The sequence below is a fragment of the Kitasatospora sp. NPDC058170 genome, from assembly GCF_042883905.1.
Lineage (GTDB): Bacteria > Actinomycetota > Actinomycetes > Streptomycetales > Streptomycetaceae > Kitasatospora.
On the sequence record NZ_JBHVUV010000020.1, the window covers coordinates 53089 to 73906 of the forward strand.

General features: G+C 75.2%; 14 protein-coding genes and 1 pseudogene. 10 read left to right on the plus strand and 5 right to left on the minus strand.

Annotated features, from left to right (window positions below; all coding sequences use genetic code 11):
• Positions 1-33 precede the first annotated feature (33 nt).
• From ACFVVX_RS22785 to ACFVVX_RS22800, 4 genes and pseudogenes are all read left to right on the plus strand, one after another.
• Complete coding sequence (locus tag ACFVVX_RS22785) at positions 34-1776, plus strand: hypothetical protein (protein WP_387948349.1); 1743 nt, start codon at positions 34-36, stop codon at positions 1774-1776.
• Between the two features lie 1069 nt (positions 1777-2845).
• Positions 2846-4441, plus strand: coding sequence for a glutamine-hydrolyzing GMP synthase (gene guaA / locus ACFVVX_RS22790; RefSeq protein ID WP_387948351.1), 1596 nt, complete (start codon positions 2846-2848; stop codon positions 4439-4441).
• Between the two features lie 194 nt (positions 4442-4635).
• Positions 4636-5166 (plus strand): annotated as a pseudogene (locus ACFVVX_RS22795) (DoxX family membrane protein); the annotation flags it as partial.
• A 186-nt stretch (positions 5167-5352) separates the two neighbouring features.
• The gene (locus ACFVVX_RS22800) at positions 5353-5652 is read left to right on the plus strand and encodes a ubiquinol-cytochrome c reductase iron-sulfur subunit (RefSeq protein ID WP_387948529.1); all 300 of its coding nucleotides are present in this window, start codon (positions 5353-5355) and stop codon (positions 5650-5652) included.
• Positions 5653-5685: 33 nt separating this feature from the next.
• On the opposite strand, the gene ACFVVX_RS22805 is transcribed toward ACFVVX_RS22800, so the two are convergent.
• Both ACFVVX_RS22805 and ACFVVX_RS22810 read right to left on the minus strand, forming a co-directional pair.
• The gene (locus tag ACFVVX_RS22805) at positions 5686-5895 is read right to left on the minus strand and encodes a hypothetical protein (protein WP_387948353.1); all 210 of its coding nucleotides are present in this window, start codon (positions 5893-5895) and stop codon (positions 5686-5688) included.
• Positions 5892-7370 carry a PspC domain-containing protein gene (locus tag ACFVVX_RS22810; RefSeq protein ID WP_387948355.1) on the minus strand — a complete coding sequence of 493 codons (1479 nt, stop codon included), beginning with the start codon at positions 7368-7370 and terminating at the stop codon, positions 5892-5894. The genes ACFVVX_RS22805 and ACFVVX_RS22810 overlap by 4 nt, the downstream gene beginning before the upstream one ends.
• Positions 7371-7572: 202 nt before the next feature.
• On the opposite strand from ACFVVX_RS22810, the gene ACFVVX_RS22815 reads away from it, so the two are divergent.
• The 3 genes from ACFVVX_RS22815 (at position 7573) to pcrA (ending at position 12418) form a co-directional block, all read left to right on the plus strand.
• On the plus strand, positions 7573-8973 hold the full coding sequence (locus tag ACFVVX_RS22815; RefSeq protein WP_387948530.1) for a PspC domain-containing protein: 1401 nt from the start codon (positions 7573-7575) through the stop codon (positions 8971-8973).
• Positions 8966-9718: a LuxR C-terminal-related transcriptional regulator gene (locus ACFVVX_RS22820; RefSeq protein ID WP_387948357.1), complete on the plus strand. Its 753-nt coding sequence runs from the start codon at positions 8966-8968 to the stop codon at positions 9716-9718. The genes ACFVVX_RS22815 and ACFVVX_RS22820 overlap by 8 nt, the downstream gene beginning before the upstream one ends.
• A gap of 84 nt (positions 9719-9802) precedes the next feature.
• Entirely contained in the window at positions 9803-12418 is a 2616-nt protein-coding gene (pcrA, locus tag ACFVVX_RS22825) for a DNA helicase PcrA (RefSeq protein WP_387948359.1), read from the plus strand.
• Positions 12419-12482: 64 nt separating this feature from the next.
• Here pcrA and ACFVVX_RS22830 read toward each other — a convergent pair whose 3' ends face one another.
• Entirely contained in the window at positions 12483-13289 is an 807-nt protein-coding gene (locus ACFVVX_RS22830) for a M23 family metallopeptidase (protein ID WP_387948361.1), read from the minus strand.
• 326 nt (positions 13290-13615) lie between these two features.
• Here ACFVVX_RS22830 and ACFVVX_RS22835 point away from each other — a divergent pair, with 326 nt between their 5' ends.
• Positions 13616-14023, plus strand: a complete 408-nt coding sequence (locus ACFVVX_RS22835) for a cobalamin B12-binding domain-containing protein (protein WP_387948531.1) — start codon at positions 13616-13618, stop codon at positions 14021-14023.
• A 35-nt stretch (positions 14024-14058) separates the two neighbouring features.
• Here ACFVVX_RS22835 and ACFVVX_RS22840 read toward each other — a convergent pair whose 3' ends face one another.
• Both ACFVVX_RS22840 and ACFVVX_RS22845 read right to left on the minus strand, forming a co-directional pair.
• Entirely contained in the window at positions 14059-15648 is a 1590-nt protein-coding gene (locus tag ACFVVX_RS22840) for a DUF5691 domain-containing protein (RefSeq protein ID WP_387948363.1), read from the minus strand.
• Positions 15649-15723: 75 nt separating this feature from the next.
• Positions 15724-17034: an SWIM zinc finger family protein gene (locus ACFVVX_RS22845; protein WP_387948365.1), complete on the minus strand. Its 1311-nt coding sequence runs from the start codon at positions 17032-17034 to the stop codon at positions 15724-15726.
• A gap of 194 nt (positions 17035-17228) precedes the next feature.
• On the opposite strand from ACFVVX_RS22845, the gene ACFVVX_RS22850 reads away from it, so the two are divergent.
• Together ACFVVX_RS22850 and ACFVVX_RS22855 are read left to right on the plus strand one after the other, a co-directional pair.
• Complete coding sequence (locus ACFVVX_RS22850) at positions 17229-18311, plus strand: AAA family ATPase (RefSeq protein ID WP_387948367.1); 1083 nt, start codon at positions 17229-17231, stop codon at positions 18309-18311.
• 37 nt (positions 18312-18348) lie between these two features.
• On the plus strand, positions 18349-20748 hold the full coding sequence (locus ACFVVX_RS22855; protein ID WP_387948369.1) for a DUF5682 family protein: 2400 nt from the start codon (positions 18349-18351) through the stop codon (positions 20746-20748).
• Positions 20749-20818 lie beyond the last annotated feature (70 nt).

Below are 20818 nucleotides of genomic sequence, written 5' to 3' on the forward strand. Positions count from 1 at the left end.
CAGGGAACTCGTTCTGACGGGGGGATCGTGGGAATGGCCATCTGCGCATCGTGCGGCGCGGCTTCGGCGGAGGGCGCGATCGCCTGCGCCTCGTGCGGCAGGCCGCTGGCACCGCCTCCGCCGCCGGCCGCGCCGCCCGTCGGACCGCCGTCCTCCTACGGGCCGCCGCCCGCCGGGCCGCCCTCCTACGGGCCGCCGCCGGTCGCCCCGCCGGGCCACGCCCCGCCCGCCGTCCCGCCGGCGGTGGGCGGCTGGGGCACCGGAACGCCCTACGACGCGGCGGCCGCCCAGCCCGCCGTGCTGCGCTGGCTGACCGGCTCGGACTGGCGCCCGGCGCTCAAGGCGGTGATCGCGCCGACCGCCGTCCTGCTGCTGGTGGCGCTGATCGCGGCGATCCCGAGCGACTACGACCTCGGCGAACTCGTCGGCACGCCCGAGTTCGGCGACCGGTTCGGCATGACGCTGGCGATGGCCCTGGGCGGGCTCGGCGCGCCGTTCAAGCTGGGCTTCTCGGGCGGGATGATCCGGTCGGCGGGCAGTTCGGACGTCGTGCTGCGGGTGGTGCCGATGACGGTCACCGTGCTGTGGCTGTTCACGCTCTGGCTCGGCCTGCGGGCCGGGGCCCGACTGCGCCAGGCCCGTACCGGCGCGCAGCCGACCAGGTCGCAGGCGGCCGGCGAGGCCCTGCGGACCGCCGTGCTCGCGGCCGGCGTGACCCTGCTGGTCGGGCTGGTCGGCGGGGCAACCTGGCGCCCCGTGGTCGACCGGCGGAGCGTGTTCGGCAGCGACTCCTACGGCGGCTTCGAGTACGTCGCCGACTCCGGCTGGCTGGAGGCGGTCGGCTGGACGCTGCTGCTCGCGGGGCTGCTCGCCTTCGCCGTCCACGGCACCGACGCGCTGCGCTGGGCGGCCTGGCGCAACCGCGCGGTCCGCGGCTGGGCGGTGGCCGGGCTGACGGCGGGCCGGGCGCTGGCGCTGTCGGTCGGCCTCTCCTCGCTGGCCGCGTTCGTCGTGGTCGCCGCGCAGGACGAGGGCTGGCAGACCGGCGTCTCGTTGGCGTTCCTGCCGAACCTCGGACTGCTCCTGCTCGGCGTGGGCTCGGGGGCGACCGCCCGGGCGGGCCGGGGCACCACCGGCTACGAGGGCGGCTACGACGGGGACGGCTACCGCGACTCGGACAGCCCGGCGGAGGAGCTCTCCTTCTTCGACCTGCACGGCGAGAGCGCCGACTGGCGCTGGGCCGGGCTGCTGGCGCTGGCCGCGGTGGCCTTCCTCGGCTGGACGGCCTACCGGCGCCGGCTCGACGCGCTGGACCGGATCCGACTGGCCGTCGTGTACGCGGCCGGGCTGACCCTGCTGATGGCGGTGGCCGGCTTCCTGGCCACGACGACCTCCTCGGGCAGCGGCACCTGGAGCGGACGGGGGGACAGCGGACGCGAGTTCTCGGTCAGCCTGGCGTTCGCCACCGTGCTGGCGGCCAACGTGATCTGGGCGGCGGTCGGCGCACTGGCGGTGCCCCCGGCCCTGGCGGCGCTGCGACGCGGCGGACCGGGCGCCACCGCGCCCGGCACCGTCCCTGCGCAGGGCGCGCCGTACGGGCCCGGCCCGGAGGCGTACGGCCCCGGCCAGGTGGTGGCGGACCCGCCGGTGGCCGTGGTGGGCGAGGTGATCGGCTCGCACGAGGCGCCGCCGGCCTCCGGTCCGGCCGTGGTGTCCGCCGAGCGGCCGCCGGGTGAGGACACCCCCGACCCGAGCGTCTGGCGCAAGCAGCCGTAGCCGCGCGCGGGGCCGGGTGCGCACGGCGCGCACCCGGCCCCGCGCGCCGTGCGGGAGCGGGGGAGGCCCGGCCGGCCCCGGACAGGGCAAAGGGCCCCGCGGGGGAACGGGGCCCTTTGTCGCTCAGCACGCGGCGTCAGGGCTGCGCCGGTGCTGGGGGTGACGGCGCCGGGGGAGGAGCGCCGTCGCGTCGGATGGCTCGTCGGGCGCGCCGTCGCGGCTCCGGCGCGGGTGGGCCGGTCACACGGGGCGCGCACGCTCGCGGTGCGGCGGGTCGGCGTGCATGCCTGCGCCGGGCCCTCGCTCACGGAGCGTGAGGTGATAATCGTTGTCACCGCGGGTCTCGGTGGCAGCGGAACAGGTGCCCCGCGGCTGGCCGGTGGCCGCCGGGAGAACCCCGTCCACCAGCATCGTGCTGGACGAAGGGCTTGCTCTGCAACCGATTCGGCACACTTCGGCACAGTCCATTTTCGGCCGGGCCGCTTCGGGGCGTCCGGCCGGGACCCACTCGCAGGCCCCGGGGAGGGCGCGGACGGGTGGCATCGATGATCACGGTGAGTAGTGGTGTAGGCCGGAGCGCACAGGGACGCGCGTAGCGGCGCGGGACGGTGAAAGGTGTGCGCCGGGGTGCGGTGGTCGGCCTCCGGGCGTCCCCGGAGGCCGACCACCCCACCTCCTTGGTCCAGTCGCGGCCGGGGTCGCTGTCCCCTGCTGGCCGGCCGCGGCACCCGCGCACGGTCCCACGGCGCACCGCTCCCGGCAGGGCCGGGACCGCGGCTGCGCCACGCGCGCCGGTGGACTGGGATGAGCTCCACGCGTGGTCCTGCAAGCCCGTACGGCGGCGCCCCTGGCCGGGGCGGAGGCGGCGCACCTGGCAGGCGCGGCGCGGTCGTACGGTCGTCAGGAGCAACGAACCGGCTGCCCGGCCGGTCACGGCCGCCCGGCGGGGCAGACGAGTGAAACGCGGCGGCCGGTAGACTCGTCCTCAGACCCCCGCCCGTCGCCCGGCGCCACCCTCGAAGGACGCGCTGCGCGCGACACCTTTCGTACCGCTGCCGGAAGGCCGTCCGTGTCCTCTGCTATTCCCGTTCAGTCCGCACCTGAGACCGACACCGTCCTGGTGGTCGACTTCGGTGCCCAGTACGCCCAGCTCATCGCCCGTCGGGTGCGTGAGGCCCGGGTCTACAGCGAGATCGTGCCGAGCACCATGCCGGTCGCCGAGATGCTCGCCAAGAACCCGAAGGCGATCATCCTCTCCGGCGGCCCCTCGTCGGTCTACGAGGAGGGCGCGCCGCAGATCGACCGCGCGATCTTCGAGGCCGGCGTCCCGGTCTTCGGCATGTGCTACGGCTTCCAGCTGATGGCCGTGTCGCTCGGCGGCACCGTCGACAACAGCGGCGCCCGCGAGTACGGCCGCACCCCGCTGACCGTCTCCCGCTCCGGCTCGACCCTGTTCGAGGGCGTCCCGGCGGAGCACTCGGTGTGGATGTCGCACGGCGACGCCTGCTCCGCCGCCCCCGAGGGCTTCACCGTCACCGCCTCCACCGCGGTCGTCCCGGTCGCCGCCTTCGAGAACGACGAGGCCCGCCTCTACGGCGTCCAGTACCACCCCGAGGTGCTGCACTCCGACCACGGCCAGCAGGTCCTGGAGCACTTCCTCTACCGCGGCGCCGGCCTCGCCCCGACCTGGACCACCGGCAACGTGGTCGAGGAGCAGGTCGCGCTGATCCGCGCCCAGGTCGGCGAGAAGCGCGCCATCTGCGGCCTGTCCGGCGGCGTGGACTCCGCGGTGGCGGCGGCCCTGGTCAACAAGGCCATCGGCTCCAAGCTCACCTGCGTCTACGTCGACCACGGCCTGATGCGCAAGGGCGAGACCGAGCAGGTCGAGAAGGACTTCGTCGCGGCCACCGGCGTCCAGCTGAAGGTCGTCGACGCGCAGGAGCGCTTCCTCGACGCGCTGAAGGGCGTCAGCGACCCGGAGGAGAAGCGCAAGATCATCGGCCGGGAGTTCATCCGGGTCTTCGAGCAGGCGCAGGCCGAGATCGTGGCCGAGGCCGGCGAGCACGGCGAGTCGGTGGACTTCCTGGTCCAGGGCACCCTGTACCCGGACGTGGTGGAGTCCGGCGGCGGTACCGGCACCGCGAACATCAAGTCGCACCACAACGTCGGCGGCCTGCCCGAGGACCTGCAGTTCCAGCTGGTCGAGCCGCTGCGCAAGCTGTTCAAGGACGAGGTCCGGATGGTCGGCCAGGAGCTCGGCCTGCCGGAGGAGATCGTCCAGCGCCAGCCGTTCCCGGGCCCGGGCCTGGGCATCCGGATCGTCGGCGAGGTCACCCGCGAGCGCCTGGACCTGCTCCGCGAGGCCGACGCGATCGCCCGCGAGGAGCTCACCGCGGCCGGTCTGGACCGCGAGATCTGGCAGTGCCCGGTCGTGCTGCTGGCCGACGTCCGCAGCGTCGGCGTCCAGGGCGACGGCCGCACCTACGGCCACCCGATCGTGCTGCGCCCGGTGTCCTCCGAGGACGCCATGACGGCCGACTGGTCGCGCCTGCCGTACGAGGTGCTGGCGAAGATCTCCACCCGGATCACCAACGAGGTCCGCGATGTGAACCGCGTGGTGCTGGACTGCACCAGCAAGCCGCCGGGCACCATCGAGTGGGAGTGACCGCTCCCCGTCGGGCGTGAACCGGCATTGAACGGCCGCGCCGTCGTTCCCGTATACAAGGGAGCGGCGGCGCGGCCGTTCGCGGTGGACCGGGCGTTCGCCGGGTGGGCCGTCCCACCGAATGTGCTCAGAAACGTGCAGAATGCGGACCGGACCTGTCAGAGTGCGGCAGGCCGCGAGGGAAGGTGTGAGGGATGTCGGAGGCCAGCGGCTCCGGGGCGGCCGGCGTGAAAGCGACCGGCAGAGCCGAGCGGGCGGCCCGGGGCAAGGCGTTCGCCGCGCAGTACGCGCTGCTGCCGCTGCGGATCTTCCTCGGCATCACCTTCGTGTACGCGGCGTTGGACAAGCTCGCCGACTCGCACTACCTGGCGGGCGCGGGGGACCCGGCCTCCTTCGTCTCGCAGACCCAGGCGGCCAAGGGCTCCAGCCCGATCTCCTTCCTGCTCGGCGCGGCCCTGGACGCACCGACCCTGTTCGCCCTCGCCATCGCCTTCGGCGAGCTGGCGGTCGGCCTCGGGACGCTGCTCGGTCTCTGGGGCCGGGTCGCGGCGCTCGGCGGCGCGCTGATCAACCTCAGCCTCTGGCTGACCGTCAGCTGGAACGTCTCGCCGTACTACCTCGGCAACGACCTGGCCTACCTGATGGCCTGGACCCCGCTGCTGCTGGCCGGCACCCCGTACCTCTCGCTGGACGGCTACCTCGCCGGGCGGGCCGCCCGGGACCGCACCCGCGGGCTGCGCGAGAACCACGTCAAGCGGCGGGCGCTGGTGGACGGCGGGATCGCGGCCGTCGCGATCGGCGGCGCGGGGCTGCTCACCGGTTCGCTGACCGCCACCTTCGGGCGGGACCGCAAGGCCGTCGGGCCCAAGCAGTCCGCCGCCCCGGTCAGCCCCGCCGGGCCGCCCCCCTCGGTGGCCGCGGCGAGCGTCCCGGTCGGCGGCTCGGCCCAGGTCAAGGACCCGGCCACCGGTGACGCCGTCTACATCGTCCAGCCCAAGGCCGGCCAGTACTGCGGCCTGTCCGCGGTGTGCACGCACTCCGGCTGCGCGGTGGACGCGCCGAAGAACGGGCAGCTGTACTGCCCGTGCCACGGCTCCCGGTTCGACGCGGCCACCGGCGCGGTGGTCAACGGCCCGGCGACCAAGCCGCTGCCCAGGTACGGCGTCACCAAGGACGGCGACAAGCTGAACCTCGGGCCGCTGCAGAGCTGACGGCGCGCGGGCCCGCTCCGGCGGTGGGCGGGCCTACTCCGGCACGTCGGTCCGGCCGCGCCGGGCCACCGCCGCGACCGCCCCGGCCAGGCCGCCGAGGCCGAGCACGACGAACGTCACCGGGATGACGATCCGGCCGTTCACCGACAGGTCGTTCAGCGCCGCCACCAGGTAGAGCACCGCGATCACGGTGAACAGCGCGCCCGCGATCAGCGAGAAGAGATCGAGCTGGTGCTTCCTCACGACTGGACCACCTTGATGTCGCCGAGCCCGACCGTCAGCTGGAGGTCGAGCGTGCCCTTGGATGTCTGACCGTTCAACGGGTGGTACTGGTAGGTGCGGGTGGTGCCCTCGCTGGTGAGCGGCTCACCGGGGGCGCGGACGTCGCCAAGCAGCAGACGGGTCTTCAGGTTGACCGTCACGTCCGGCGGCAGGACGACGTTCAGCACGCCCGCCCCGAGCTCGACGGTGGTCGACAGGGTGGCGCCGGCCGGGTCGAGGGTGTGCAGGTCCAGCCGGATCTCGCCGGCGCCCAGCACGTACTTGGGCTCCAGCCCGGCCGCCGAGGTGACCGTCCAGGACCGCGTGCCGGCCGCGTTCTGCAGCGAGTCCGGCGAGTGGCCGACGAAGGTGAGCGCCAGGGTGAGCAGCAGCCCGACCACCGTGAGCTTCCGGGCCCGGCCGAACTTCGCCCCGACCAGCAGTGTCAGACCGACCACCAGCAGGGCGGTGGCCAGGGCGGCGGAGCCCACCACCGTGGTGCTGTGGCCCGCCGAGGCGGACCAGACCGCGCTCGCCGCGCCGACCGCCAGCAGCAGGCCCACCAGGCCGAGGGCGGAGTGCTCGCGGCGCCGGCGGCGGACCGCGGCCGGGGGCGGGACGGCCGGGCCGCCGCCCTTGCGCAGCGGGTCGCCCTTCGGCAGGTCGGGGCGCTGCCACCACGGCTGGGCGGGTGCCCCGGGCGGCGGGGTCGGGGTGCCGAACGGCGGGGTCGGGGTGGCGGCGGCGGACGCCGGCTCGCCGTACGGGTTGCGCTCGGGGTGGCGCGGGTCCCACAGGTAGCCGGTCGGGCCGGCGTGCGGGGTGTCGGCGGGGACCGTCCCGGCCGCGCGCTCCTGGGCGTGCCGCTCGCGCACCGCCTCGGCCTCCTCCGTGCGCGGCCAGCTGTAGTCGGAGGCCGGGGCCTCGGACCCGGGGAAGAACCGGTCGTACGGGCCGCCGTGGTGCCGTCGGCCGCGCCGGCGCCCGCGGAGCCGGCCGCCGCGGTGGCGCTCCGGGTCGTAGCGCACCGCCATGAAGACCAGCGCGCCGAGCAGCAGCAGCGGGAACATCTGGTCCCCGTCGCCCATCGAGGAGAAGAACACCCCGGTGCCGATCACGGTCAGCAGCACCGCGCCGACCGACTGGCCGTCCACCCGCCCGGTGAGCACCCGCTGGAGCTCGGTGCGCCCCGCCCGGCTGCCGCCCTTGCCGTCCGGGACCGGCTCGGTCGGGACGACCAGCCAGGCCAGCCCGTACAGGAACAGGCCGAGCCCGCCGGACAGGCAGAGCACCACCGTCACCACGCGGAAGACCACCGGGTCGATGTCCAGGTGCCGTCCGAGGCCGCCGCACACGCCGGCCACCACGCGGTGGTGCTCGGTACGGGTCAGCGGGGGGCGTTCCGGCTCCGGCGGGGCGCTGGGCCCGCTCTCCTGGGCGAGGTGGTCTTCCGTCATGCCCACCATCCTGGTGGCTGCCGGGCCCCCGCCCAACCGGGCCGAGCCCTGCCCGGACCCTGACTTGTCCCTGAGAACGGGTAGGGCTCCACCCTGATGCGCCCGGGCCCGCCCGCGTGGAACCATCGGTGGCGTGGCAGCACCCGGCACCGATCCCCGCCCCCTCGTCCCCGACACCCCGTCGCCGGGCCCCGACCCGGCCGTGCCCGGTGAGGGACGCCCGCCGTACCGGCGGCTCTACCGGAGCCCGCAGGGGCGGATGCTCGGCGGGGTCGCCCACGGGCTCGCGGTGCACCTCGGGCTGCCGGTGGCCTGGGTCCGGGTCGCCTTCGTGCTGCTGTTCCTCGCCCAGGGCATCGGGGTGCTGCTGTACGCGGCCTTCTGGTTCGTGGTGCCGATCGGCATCGGCGAGCCCTCGCACCGCGGCGGCGCCCAGTGGGTCTACCTCAACGGCGCCTTCGTGCCCGCCGGATCCGGGCAGGTCCCGGGGACGGCGCTGAACAAGGGGCGGCGCGGGCGGCTCGGCCGGCTGCGCGAGCTCCTCCAGCACACCTTCCAGGGCGAGCCCGTCCCCGCGGGCGGCGGCACGGGCGACGAGAGCGCCCCGGCCCGGCCCGCCGCCGGGCGCGGCCAGGGCGGCCTCTGGCAGCTCGCGGCCCTGGTGATGCTGGTGATCGGCCTGATCGCGCTGCTCAGCGCGCTCGGCTGGCAGACCGCCAAGCCCTACACCTGGCCGCTGCTGGCGATCGGCGTCGGCGTCGCGCTGGTCTGGCGGCAGGCCGACGACTCCCGCTGGCAGCGCTGGTTCGGCCTGGAGGAGGGCGAGAAGCGGCGCGGCGCCTACACCCGGGTCGGCGCCGGCGTCCTGCTGGTGGTCGCCGGCACCATCGCCTTCCTCGCCATGCAGGGCAGCGGCTCCACGCTCGGCTCGGTGGTGGAGGCCTCGCTCGCGGTGCTGGCCGGGGTGCTCGTCCTGGTCGGCCCCTACGCGCTGCGGATGTGGCAGGACCTCGGCGCCGAGCGCACCGCCCGCATCCGGGCCCAGGAGCGCGCCGAGATCGCCGCGCACGTCCACGACTCGGTGCTGCACACCCTGACCCTGATCCAGCGCCGGGCCGAGGACCCCAAGGAGGTGCTGCGGCTCGCCCGCGCCCAGGAGCGCGAGCTGCGGCTGTGGCTCTACCGCCCGGAGGCCGCCGCCGAGGCCGCGCCGGACACCATGGCGGAGAGCCTGCGCGCGGTGGTCGCCGAGGTCGAGGACCGCCACGGGGTGCCGGTCGAGGTGGTCGTGGTCGGCGACTGCGCGATGGACGACCGGATCGCGGCACAGATGCAGGCCGCGAGGGAGGCGACCGTCAACGCGGCCAAGTACGGTGGCGGGGGACCGGTCCAGGTCTACGCCGAGGTGGAGGGGAAGACGGTGTCGGTGTTCGTACGCGACCACGGCCCGGGCTTCGACCCCGAGACGGTGCCCGAGGACCGGATGGGTGTCCGCGAGTCGATCATCGGCCGGATGAAGCGCAACGGCGGCACCGCACGGGTGCGGCCCGCGCCGGACGGCGGCACCGAGGTCGAGCTGGAGATGGAGAGAGCGAATGACTGACGCAGCGCCGATGGGGGTGCCCCCGGCCGACGGCGGGGGGAGGGTCGCGCGGGTCGTCCTGGTCGACGACCACCGGATGTTCCGCACCGGGGTCCGGGCCGAGATCGGGCGCACCGAGACGACCGGCATCGACGTGGTCGGCGAGGCCGACGACGTGGAGTCGGCGGTCCGGGTGGTCGCCGAGACCATGCCCGACGTGGTGCTGCTCGACGTCCACCTGCCCGGTGGCGGCGGGGTCGAGGTGCTGCGCCGCTCGGCGGGGCTGATGGGCGAGCAGCCGGCCGGGGCGGCGCGCGGCGGCGCGGACAAGGGCGGCGGGCGGCGGGAGGGCGTGAAGTTCCTCGCGCTGTCCGTCTCCGACGCGGCCGAGGACGTGATCGGCGTGATCCGCGGCGGTGCGCGCGGCTACGTCACCAAGACCATCACCGGCACCGACCTGGTCAACGCGATCTTCCGGATCTCCGACGGCGACGCGGTGTTCTCCCCGCGGCTGGCCGGCTTCGTGCTGGACGCCTTCGCCGCGACCGACACCCCGCCGGTGGACGAGGACCTGGACCGGCTGACCCAGCGCGAGCGCGAGGTGCTGCGGCTGATCGCGCGCGGCTACGCGTACAAGGAGATCGCCAAGCAGCTCTTCATCTCGGTGAAGACCGTGGAGAGCCACGTCTCCGCGGTGCTGCGCAAGCTCCAGCTCAGCAACCGGCACGAGCTGACCCGCTGGGCCACCGCCCGCCGCCTGGTCTGACGCCCGCCGCCGACGAGCCCGCCCGGTCCGGATTCCCGCGGACCGGGCGGGCTTGTCAGTGCCTGGCCATAGACTCGGAGTGCCATGAGTAGCCTCTTTGACAACCTTCCGCTCCCCGGTTTCGAGGCGCCCGCCGCCGGGTCGAAGCAGCAGCCCGGCGGTGCCGCGCCCCTCGACGAGGAGGCGCCGCCGTACGAGGACGACCTCCCGTACGACGCGTACGAGGAGGCCATCCCCGAGGGGCTCTTCCAGACCGACCACGCCGCCGAGACCGAGCGGGACGCCTACTACCGCAACGGCGCGGCCCGGACGGTGGTGGACCCGGCGCAGCTGCTGGAGGGGATGAACGAGCCGCAGCGCGAGGCCGTGCTGCACGCGGGCGCGCCGCTGCTGATCGTGGCCGGCGCCGGCTCCGGCAAGACCAGGGTGCTCACCCACCGGATCGCCTACCTGCTGGGCGCCCGGGGGGTGCAGCCGGGCGAGATCCTGGCGATCACCTTCACCAACAAGGCGGCCGGCGAGATGCGCGAGCGCGTCGAGCAGCTGGTCGGGCCGCGCGCCCGGGCCATGTGGGTGTCGACCTTCCACAGCGCCTGCGTGCGGATCCTGCGCCGCGAGTCCAAGCTGCTCGGCTTCACCTCGTCGTTCTCGATCTACGACTCGGCGGACTCCCAGCGGCTGATGTCCCTGGTCTGCCGGGATCTCGACCTCGACCCGAAGCAGTTCCCGCCGAAGTCCTTCACCTCGAAGATCAGCAACCTCAAGAACGAGCTGATCGACGAGGAGACCTACGCCGACCAGGCCGCCAACCCGACGGAGAAGAAGCTCGCCGAGGCGTACTTCCTCTACCAGCGGCGCCTGCGCGAGGCCAACGCGCTGGACTTCGACGACATCATCATGACCACGGTGAACCTGCTGCAGGCCTTCCCCGACGTCGCCGAGCACTACCGCCGCCGGTTCCGGCACATCCTGGTCGACGAGTACCAGGACACCAACCACGCCCAGTACATGCTGGTGCGCGAGCTCAGCGGGGGCACCGCCACGACCGCCCCCAAGCGCACCGTCGACGGGGACTTCGTGAACCCGGCGGCCGGACGGCTCTCCGAGGTGCCGCCCGCCGAGCTCTGCGTGGTCGGTGACGCCGACCAGTCGATCTACGCCTTCCGCGGCGCCACGATCCGCAACATCCTCCAGTTCGAGGAGGACTACCCGAACGCGACGACGATCCTGCTGGAGCAGAACTACCGCTCCACCCAGACCATCCTCAGCGCCGCCAACGCCGTCATCGAGCGGAACACCAGCCGGCGCGAGAAGAAGCTCTGGACGGCCGGTGACCACGGCGAGAAGGTGATCGGCTACGTCGCCGACGACGAGCACGGCGAGGCCCAGTTCATCGCCGAGGAGATCGACCGGCTCACCGACAAGGGCGACGCCAAGCCCGGCGACGTCGCGATCTTCTACCGGACCAACGCCCAGTCCCGGGTGTTCGAGGAGGTGTTCATCCGGGTCGGCCTGCCCTACAAGGTGGTCGGCGGGGTGCGCTTCTACGAGCGCAAGGAGGTCCGGGACGTCCTGGCGTACCTGCGGGTGCTCTCCAACCCGGAGGACACCGTGCCGCTGCGCCGGATCCTCAACGTGCCCAAGCGCGGCATCGGCGAGCGGGCCGAGGCGATGATCGACGCGCTGGCCTCGCGCGAGCGGATCTCCTTCGCGCAGGCGCTGGTGCGGGTCGACGAGGCGTACGGCATGGCGGCGCGCTCGGCGAACGCGGTGCGCAAGTTCAACGAGCTGCTGGCCGGGCTGCGCCAGGTGGTGGCGTCCGGTGCCGGGCCGGCCGCGGTGCTGGAGGCCGTGCTGGAGGAGACGGGCTACCTCGCGGAGCTGCAGTCCTCCACCGACCCGCAGGACGAGACGCGGGTGGAGAACCTCCAGGAGCTCGCCTCGGTGGCGCTGGAGTACGAGCAGGACCCGGGCGAGCGGCCCGACGCGGGCGAGGACGGCGCGCCGCCGGTCGGCTCGCTGGCCGACTTCCTGGAGCGGGTCGCGCTGGTCGCCGACTCGGACCAGATCCCGGACGAGGACGAGGAGGGCCAGGGCGTCATCACGATGATGACCCTGCACACCGCCAAGGGCCTGGAGTTCCCGGTGGTCTTCCTGACCGGCATGGAGGACGGCATTTTCCCGCACATGCGGGCGCTCAACCAGGTCAAGGAGCTGGAGGAGGAGCGGCGGCTCGCGTACGTCGGGCTGACCCGGGCGCGGGAGCGGCTGTACCTGACGCGGTCGGTGCTGCGCAGCGCGTGGGGCCAGCCCGCGTACAACCCGGCCTCGCGGTTCCTGGAGGAGATCCCGGAGACGCTGGTGGAGTGGAAGCGCAAGGGGGCCGCCTCGGCGCCGGCCTCGCGCGGGTACTCCAGCGGTTCGGGCGGCTTCGCCGGTTCGGGCGGCGGCTCGCGCGGGTCGGCGCGCGGCGGTGCGGCGGCCTCGCCGAAGGCGGGCTGGGGCCAGTCGGCCCGGCGGGCCGTGGAGCGGGAGGTCGTGGCGCTGGCGGTCGGGGACCGCGTCACCCACGACACCTTCGGCCTGGGCACGGTGGTGGCCACCACCGGCGTCGGCGACAAGGCGCAGGCCACGGTGGACTTCGGCACGGACGGGCGCAAGCAGCTGCTGCTGCGCTACGCGCCGGTGGAGAAGCTCTAGGGTCCGCTTCCCGGGCCGTGGCCGACACGGTCCGGGGGCGGCGTCGATCCGTGCGGGCCCCGGCTCAGCGCGGGTCGACGCCCTGGGCGAGGAGCCAGGGCAGCGGGTCGACGGGGGCGCCGCCGCCGGCCGGGCGGATCTCGAAGTGCAGGTGCGGGCCGGTGCTGTTGCCGCTGCTGCCGACGAAGGCGATGACATCGCCCGCCTTCACCGGCCCCTTGCGGATCTTGTACGCGCGCAGGTGGCAGTACCAGGCCTCGGTGCCGTCCGCCATCTTCAGGATCGTCATGTAGCCGTACGACGGGTTCCACTGGGTGCGGATCGTGCCGTCGGTGACGGCCATCACCTCGGTGCCGCCGTCCACCGGGAAGTCGATGCCGGTGTGCCGGGCCGCCCAGTGCGTACCGGCCGCGCCGAAGGTCTCGCCGAGGCCGCGCTGGGCGACGGGCAGCGAGACCTTGGGGCGCTCCGGCGGCTTGGGGGCCTCGGCGGCGGGGACGGCGGACGGCTCGCCCGGAGCGGGCTGCGCACCGGAGAGCGGCTGGCGGGCGTCCCCGCGCGAGGCCTGCTCGACGTCGCCGGTGGCCAGGGCCTGCCGGGCGGCCGTGACGGCGGTGTTCGCGGTGTCGGGGGCGGTGGCCTGGGCAGGCAGCCGGCCGGCCGCCTGCGCGCGCTGCTGGTCGGCCTCGCCCTGGACCGTCACGGCGGCCGCGGCGGCGACCCCGAGGGCGGCCACCGAGGGCAGCGCGACCCGCAGCAGGGCCGTCCGGGTGGCGGCCTTGGCGGCGTCGCGGCGCTGCGCGCGCGACTGCTCGCGGGCGGCCATGCGCAGCTCCGCTCGGGTCGGGCGGGCGGCTGCGTCGGGAGCCATCGGGGGCTGCCTCCTGGTGGGCCTCGGGCGCGTCGTCGGGCGAGGGGGGAAAACAGCCGAGACTGTAGCCGGAACGCCGACATCCGGACAAAAGTCCGGATGTCAAGAGGCCCGGCGGACTCCTGGTGGCCGGGAATCGCCCCCGCTGTCGGGGACTTGTCCGGACGGGGGCGCGGACCTGTGATTTTCCACTCGTCTTGAGGGGTGGCACGGCCAACCGGTCAGGGTGGCGCTACCCTCCCCTCAGGTTTGTTATTGCTGGTTAACCGCGCCCGCGCCCGACGAGGTCCGGTGGGGTGATGGACGACGAGGTCCAGGAGGCAGTGATGGGTGTTTCAGGGCCGATCCGTGTGGTGGTCGCCAAGCCGGGGCTCGACGGTCACGATCGCGGCGCCAAGGTCATCGCGCGCGCCCTGCGCGACGCCGGTATGGAGGTCATCTACACCGGTCTGCACCAGACGCCCGAGCAGGTGGTCGACACCGCGATCCAGGAGGACGCGGACGGCATCGGCCTGTCGATCCTCTCCGGTGCGCACATGACGCTCTGCGCCAAGGTGCTCGAACTGCTGAGGGAGCGCGACGCGGAGGACATCAAGGTCTTCTGCGGCGGGATCATCCCGGAGGACGACATCGTCGAGCTGAAGGCGATGGGCGTCGCGGACATCTTCACCCCGGGCACGCCGACCCGGGACGTGGTCGCGTGGGTCGAGGCCAATCTGCGGGCCGCGGGCTGAGTTCGTCGGACGGTCTAGGGCTTGTCAGACAAGCCCTAGGCGCCCAGCTCGGCGAGCATCGCCTCCCGGAAGCGCAGGGTGCCGGCCAGCCGGGCGAAGGTCTCGGCCCAGGCCGAGGCGGGCGCGGCCGTGGCCGCCAGCGCCTCGACGGCGGCCGCCGCCCCGGGTGAGAGCGCGCGCTCGGTCATCCCGAGCACCCCGCTGTGGCTCCACGGGTACGCGCCGGAGGCGGTCGCCCGCTCCAGCGCCGCGACCACGGCGGTCGACAGCGGCGGCGTCCACGGGGTGGCGCAGGCGCCGAGCAGTTGGAAGGCCTCGCCCAGGCCGTGCACCTCGATGAACGCTGCCGTCCAGACGGCCCGTTCGGCGGGCGGCAGCACCGAGAGCAGCTTGGCGGGCGCGCCGGCCGTGCGGGCCGCCCGGCCGCCCCGGCCGCGGCCGCCGGGCGCCGGTCCGAGCAGGGCGCGGGCCCAGTCGGCGTCCTGCTGCCGGACGGCGGCCCTGGCCCAGGCCTCGCGCAGGTCGTCGGCCCAGCTGCTGCTGGTCTCGTCGATGCTGTCGCCGACCCGCAGCGCCAGGAGCCGCTCGGGCGTCAGACCGGTGGCCTCCTGCCAGGTGGCGAGGGGCGCGGCGGCGATCACCTCGCCGAACCACCAGGCCCGTTCGCCCCGCCCGGTCGGGGACTTGGGCGGTATGCCGTCGCGCTGCATGGCCGGGTCGCACTCGGCGGGCGGGGTGACGAGCAGATGCGTGCCGCGCTCCGAGAGGCGGACGGTGGCGCGGGCGCGGGTCGCCATCCGGAGGGCCAGCGCGGAGCCGGGCAGGGTGGAGAGCAGCTCGGCGGCGGTGGCGCGGACGTTCTTGCTGCGGTCGCCGAGGGCGGCCTCCAGGAAGGGCTCGTCGGCGGGGGAGAGGCCGTCCTGGAGGGCGTCCAGGAAGAGCAGCCGGTCCTCGGCGCGCTCGGTCGGCCAGGTGCTCCGCAGCAGGGCCAGACCGGCGGCCGGGTCGGTGCGGCGCAGCAGGGTGAGGTGGGTGACGCGTTCGGCGAACAGGCCCTCGTGCCAGAGGTGGTGGTCCCCGTCGGCGGCGGATCCGGGGGCGGTGGTCGCGTCGGCGGTGCGCAGGACGAAGCGCCAGTCGGGGTTGCGGGCGGCGAGCCAGCGGCCGAGCGGGCCGCAGAGGGCGACCGCGTCGGGGCGCAGTTCGCTGCGGGCGCGGGCGGCGTCCAGCAGGGCGGGGACGAGGGCGGCGGGCGGGCGGTAGCCGCGGGTGCGGGCGGTGGTGAGCCACTGCGGGAGCAGTTCGGCCAGGTTGGCGAGGGAGCCGGCCGCGCTGCCGCTGCGGCTGCTGAGCAGGACGGCGAGACGGCGGGCGGCGGGGGTGGGGAGCTCGGGTCGGGGGTCCTCGGGGGCGGGGGCGCCCGGGGGCTCGGCGGCGGGGGTGGGAAGGGCGCCGGCGCGGCGGCGGACGGTCTCCAGGGCGGCGAGTTCGAGGAGGGCGGTCGCGGGGTCGGTGCGGTCGACGCCGTGGTGGGTGGGGCCGGCCTCGGGGAGGGGCGGCAGGGGCCGGCGGTCGGTGCCGAGCAGGGCGGTGGTGTGGAGGGGTTCCCAGAGGGCGGGCTGCATGTGGGCTCCTGCGGGTTCGGTCGGGGCCTAGGCCCTGTCCGGCCTAGTGGGTCTGCCGGTGCGGTGTCGGCCGCCTCAGGCGGTGGTGAGGCCGGTGGCGCGGCCCTCGGCCGTCCAGGCGGTGATGGGGGTGAAGCCCCGGTGGCCGTGTTCGCCGAAGAGGGTGAGTGGGCGGCCGGTGGAGACGGCGGCCAGGCGCCAGAGGGCGGACTCGGGGGTGCCGGGGTGGTGGACGGGGATGGTGTGGCGGCTGTCGGTCAGGTGCCAGCCGTCGGGGGTGAGGACGGGGACGACGCCGGTGAGGACGGTGGGCCAGGAGTCGAGCCAGGGGTCGTCGGCGACGGCGGCGCCGTAGGCGGTGACGGCCTCGGCGGGGGTGAGGCCGGCGGGTGGTGCGGGCGGGGCGGGCTCGGGGGCGGCGTAGCGCTCGCCGAGGGCCGCGCGCAGCGGGCGGGCGCCGGGGTGGAAGGCGAGGTCGGCCTCCAGGAAGTGGCCGGTGGGCAGGGCGAGGTCGGGGGCCTGGCCGGGGCTGCCGAAGGCGAGCAGGAGGGCGGGGCGGCCGGTCTTGGCGCCGCGCAGCCAGACCCGGCGGGTGGTGAGGCGGTCGTCGGAGGTGTCCCGGCTGCCGAGGACCTGCCAGCGGTCGCGGACGGTGGGGCCGGCGAGGAGTTCGGTGGTGCTGGTGGTGTAGCCGACGCGGGCGCGGACGGTGGCGGCGAGCGGCGCGGGCAGGTCGTCGACCCGGGTGGCGGCGGTGGCGAGCAGGTGCAGCAGGGCGTACTCCTCCAGGAGGCGGTGCTGGGGGGTGGTGTCGAGTTCGCGGACGCGGGTGGCCAGGCCGGGGGCCTGGGCGTCGACCATCCGGGCGGCGACCTCCTCCCACGGGCCCGCGGTGGACTGGTCGGCGAGCCCGTGGCGGATCCGGTCGGCCAGCCGCAGGCGCAGTTCGGCGGCGCCGGCGGCGACCCGGGTGGCGCGCCGCTCGGCGCGGCGGCGGGCGGCGGCCGGGTCGGGGGCGCTCTCCGCCCTGGCGGCGCGCTGTTCGGCCCGGTCGCGGCGTTCGGCGAGCCAGTCGGACGCCCACCCTGCGGGCTCGGCGCCGTCGGGGACGGCCTCGGGGCTGCCGCTCCAGAGCAGGAGGAGCCCGAGCGCGTGCTTGCACGGGAACTTCCGGCTCGGGCAGCTGCACTGGTAGGCGGGGGTGGCCAGCTCGACCACGGTTCGGTACGGCGTGCTGCCGCTGCCCTTGCACTCCCCCCAGAGCGCACTGCCGTCGGTGCCGGCGCCCGACCAGGGCGCGGGCGCGGAGAGCTTGCCGGCGGCCTTGCGCGAGGCGGCGTCAGGTGCCAGGGACAGGACGTGTTCGGTGCTCCAGCGTTCCTCCATGGTGACGACGCTAGGGGGAGGCACTGACAGGCCGACCGGTCGAACTGAGGTCCGGTCAGAATTGTCAGTGGTCGGGTGCAGAGTGGTTCTCGCAGGTCGGGACGCCGCTCTGTCGTCATCTGCGCCGATGCTCCCCTCTGATCACCCCGTCGCCTGCCACAGGTGTGTCCGGCGGCCGACCTGAAGGAGCCCCCATGACCGACGTTCTGCGGCAGCACGCCGAGGACGCGTTCGCCGGTGAACTGGCCGCGCTGGCCGCCCAGGACGACCGTCCGCGCCCGGAGCGGTGGCGGTTGTCGCCCTGGGCCGTCGCCACCTACCTGCTGGGCGGCGAGCTGCCGGACGGCACCGTGATCACGCCCAAGTACATCGGACCGCGCCGGGTGGTGGAGGTCGCGGTCACGACGCTGGCCACGGACCGCGCCCTGCTGCTGCTCGGGGTGCCGGGTACCGCGAAGACCTGGGTGTCGGAGCACCTGGCCGCCGCGATCAGCGGCGATTCGACGCTGCTGGTCCAGGGCACCGCCGGTACGCCGGAGGAGGCGGTCCGCTACGGGTGGAACTACGCCCAGCTGCTGGCGCACGGTCCGAGCCGGGACGCCCTGGTGCCCTCGCCGCTGATGCGGGCGATGACGGACGGGAAGATCGCGCGGGTCGAGGAGCTGACCCGCATCCCGGCGGACGTGCAGGACAGTCTGATCACCATCCTGTCGGAGAAGACGCTGCCGGTGCCGGAGTTGGGCGGCGAGACGCAGGCCGTGCGCGGCTTCAACCTGATCGCCACGGCGAACGACCGGGACCGCGGGGTGAACGAGCTGTCCAGCGCGCTGCGCCGACGGTTCAACACGGTGGTGCTCCCGCTGCCCGGCTCGCTGGAGGAGGAGGTGGACATCGTCACCCGCCGGGTCGGCCAGCTCGGCCGCTCCCTGGAGCTGCCCGAACTGCCCGGCGGCGCCGAGGAGATCCGCCGTGTGGTGACGGTCTTCCGCGAGCTGCGGGCCGGCCTCACCGTGGACGGCCGGACGAAGGTCAAGTCGCCCAGCGGCACCCTGTCGACCGCCGAGGCGATCTCGGTGGTCACCAACGGCCTGGCGCTGGCCACCCACTTCGGGGACGGCGTGCTGCGGGCCGGTGACGTCGCGGCCGGCATCGTCGGCGCCGTCGTCCGCGATCCGGCGGCCGACCAGGTGGTGTGGCACGAGTACGTCGAGGGGGTCGTCCGCGAGCGTGACGGCTGGAAGGACTTCTACCGCGCCGCCCGCGAGAACGCCCGCTGAGCCGACGGTACTTCGAGAGTTCGAGGAGGGAGGGCGCGTGAACGAGCGGAGCGAGGGGGTCCCGGCCGTGAGCACGGAGGTGACGCTGCTCGGGGTGCGGCACCACGGCCCGGGCTCGGCGCGTGCGGTGGCCGCCGCGCTGGAGTGGCTGCGGCCGGACGCGGTGCTGATCGAGGGCCCGCCGGAGGCCGACCCGATCATCGGACTGGCGGCCGAGAAGGACATGGTGCCGCCGGTCGCCCTGCTCGCCCACGCCGTGGACGACCCGGGCAAGGCCGCGTTCTGGCCCTACGCGGTGTTCTCCCCGGAGTGGGTGGCGATCCGGTACGGCGTCGAACTCGGACTCCCCGTCCGCTTCATCGACCTCCCGGCGGCCTACGGCTTCGCGCCGCAGGAGGACCGGCCGCCGGAAGGGCAGACGCAGCCGGGGCAGCCACAGGAGGAGCGGGCGCAGGAGGAACCGGGCGTGCCGGGGGGCACGTCCGGGGATCCGATCGCCCTGCTCGCGGAGGCGGCCGGCCACGACGACCCGGAGCGCTGGTGGGAGGACGTGATCGAGCACCGCACCCCGGGCTCGGACCCGCTCGCCCCCTTCACGGCCGTCGCCGAGGCGATGACCGCGCTGCGCGAGCAGGGGCTCGGCGGCGGCTCCGCCCGGCGCGACGACCTGCGCGAGGCCTACATGCGCCAGCAGATCCGGGCCGCCCGCCGGGCCGGACACCGGCGGATCGCGGTGGTGTGCGGGGCGTTCCACGTGCCCGCGCTGGCCGTGATGCCGACCGCCGCCCACGACCGGGCGCTGCTCGCCGGCCTGCCGAAGAAGGTGCGGACGGACGTCACCTGGGTGCCCTGGACGCACCGCAGGCTCTCCCAGGCCACCGGCTACGGCGCCGGCATCGTCTCGCCGGGCTGGTACCACCACCTGTTCACGGCGACCGGGGACCCGCTGCCCGGCTGGCTCACCAGGGCCGCCGCACTGCTGCGCGCCGAGGACCACCCGGTCTCCTCCGCCCACGTCATCGAGGCCGTCCGGCTGGCCCGCACCCTGGCCGTGATGCGCGGCCGCCCGCTCGCCGGCCTGACCGAGACGCTGGACGCCGTACGGTCGGTGATGTGCGACGGCTCGGACGTCGCCCTGGCGCTGGTGCACGACCGCCTGGTGATCGGCGACGCGCTCGGCGAGGTGCCGCAGGGTGCGCCGGCGGTGCCGCTGCAGCGGGATCTGGACCGGCTGCAGCGCTCGCTGCGGCTGAAGCCGCAGGCGGAGCCCCGGGAGCTGGACCTGGACCTGCGCAAGGAGAACGACGCGGCCCGCTCGCGGCTGCTGCACCGGCTGCGGCTGCTCGGCGTCGACTGGGGCGTGCCGAGCCGCTCCGCCGTGAACTCGACCGGCACCTTCCGGGAGAGCTGGCTGCTGCGCTGGGAGCCGGAGTTCGCCGTCCGGATCGCCGAGGCCGCCCAGTGGGGCACCACGGTCGAGGACGCGGCGACCGGCAAGGCCGTCGGCGCCGCCCGCGCCGCCGTCGAGCTCGCCGACCTGACCGGCCTGGTGGAGACCTGCCTGCTCGCCGGACTGGGCCGGGCGCTGCCCGCCGTGATGCGGGTGCTCGCGGACTGCGCGGCCCTGGACACCGACGTCGCGCATCTCGCGGGCGCCCTGCCCGCCCTGGTCCGGGCGCTGCGCTACGGCGACGTCCGGGGCACCGACGACGGCGCGCTCGCCGAGGTGGCGGGCGGGCTGGCCGACCGGATCTGCGTCGGCCTGCCGCCCGCCTGCGTGGGCCTGGACGCGGCCGGCGCCGCCGTGCTGCGCGGCCACCTCGACGAGGTGCACGGCGCGATCGCCCTGCTGGAGCCCGCCGGGGCCCAGGGGGAGCTGTCCGACCGGTGGGCCGGCACGCTGCGCGCGCTCGCCCGCCGCGAGCCGTCCGGCGGACCGGCGACGGGCGTGCCCGGCCTGCTGCGCGGCCGCGCCGTCCGGCTGCTGCTGGACGACGGCCGGCTCGACTCCGAGGAGGCGGGCCGCCGGATGGGCCTGGTCCTCTCGGCGGCCAACGCGCCGGCCGACGCGGCCGGCTGGATCGAGGGCTTCCTCACCGGCGGCGGCGCCCTGCTGCTGCACGACCCCCGGCTGCTCGGCCTGCTCGACGCCTGGCTGACGGGCGTCCCGGGCGAGGTGTTCACCGATGTGTTGCCGCTGCTGCGCCGCACCTTCTCCGCCCTGGAGGCGGGCGTGCGGAACACCGTCGGCAGCCGGGTCGCGGCCGGTCCGCTCGGCGCGGAGCCGGACCGGGCGGCCGAGCCGGCCGGCGCCGGGCTCGACCCGGTCCGCGCGGACGCCGCCCTTCCCGTGCTCGCCCTGCTGCTCGGCCTGCCCGCACCGGCCCCGGCGGAGCGTCCGCGGATCCCGAAGCAGGCCTCCGGGCGCGACACCTGACACCCGGTGGCGGAGCGGGCGGCCCGGCCCGGCCGGCACCCGCTCCGCTCCGCCCGCCGCTCTCCGCCCG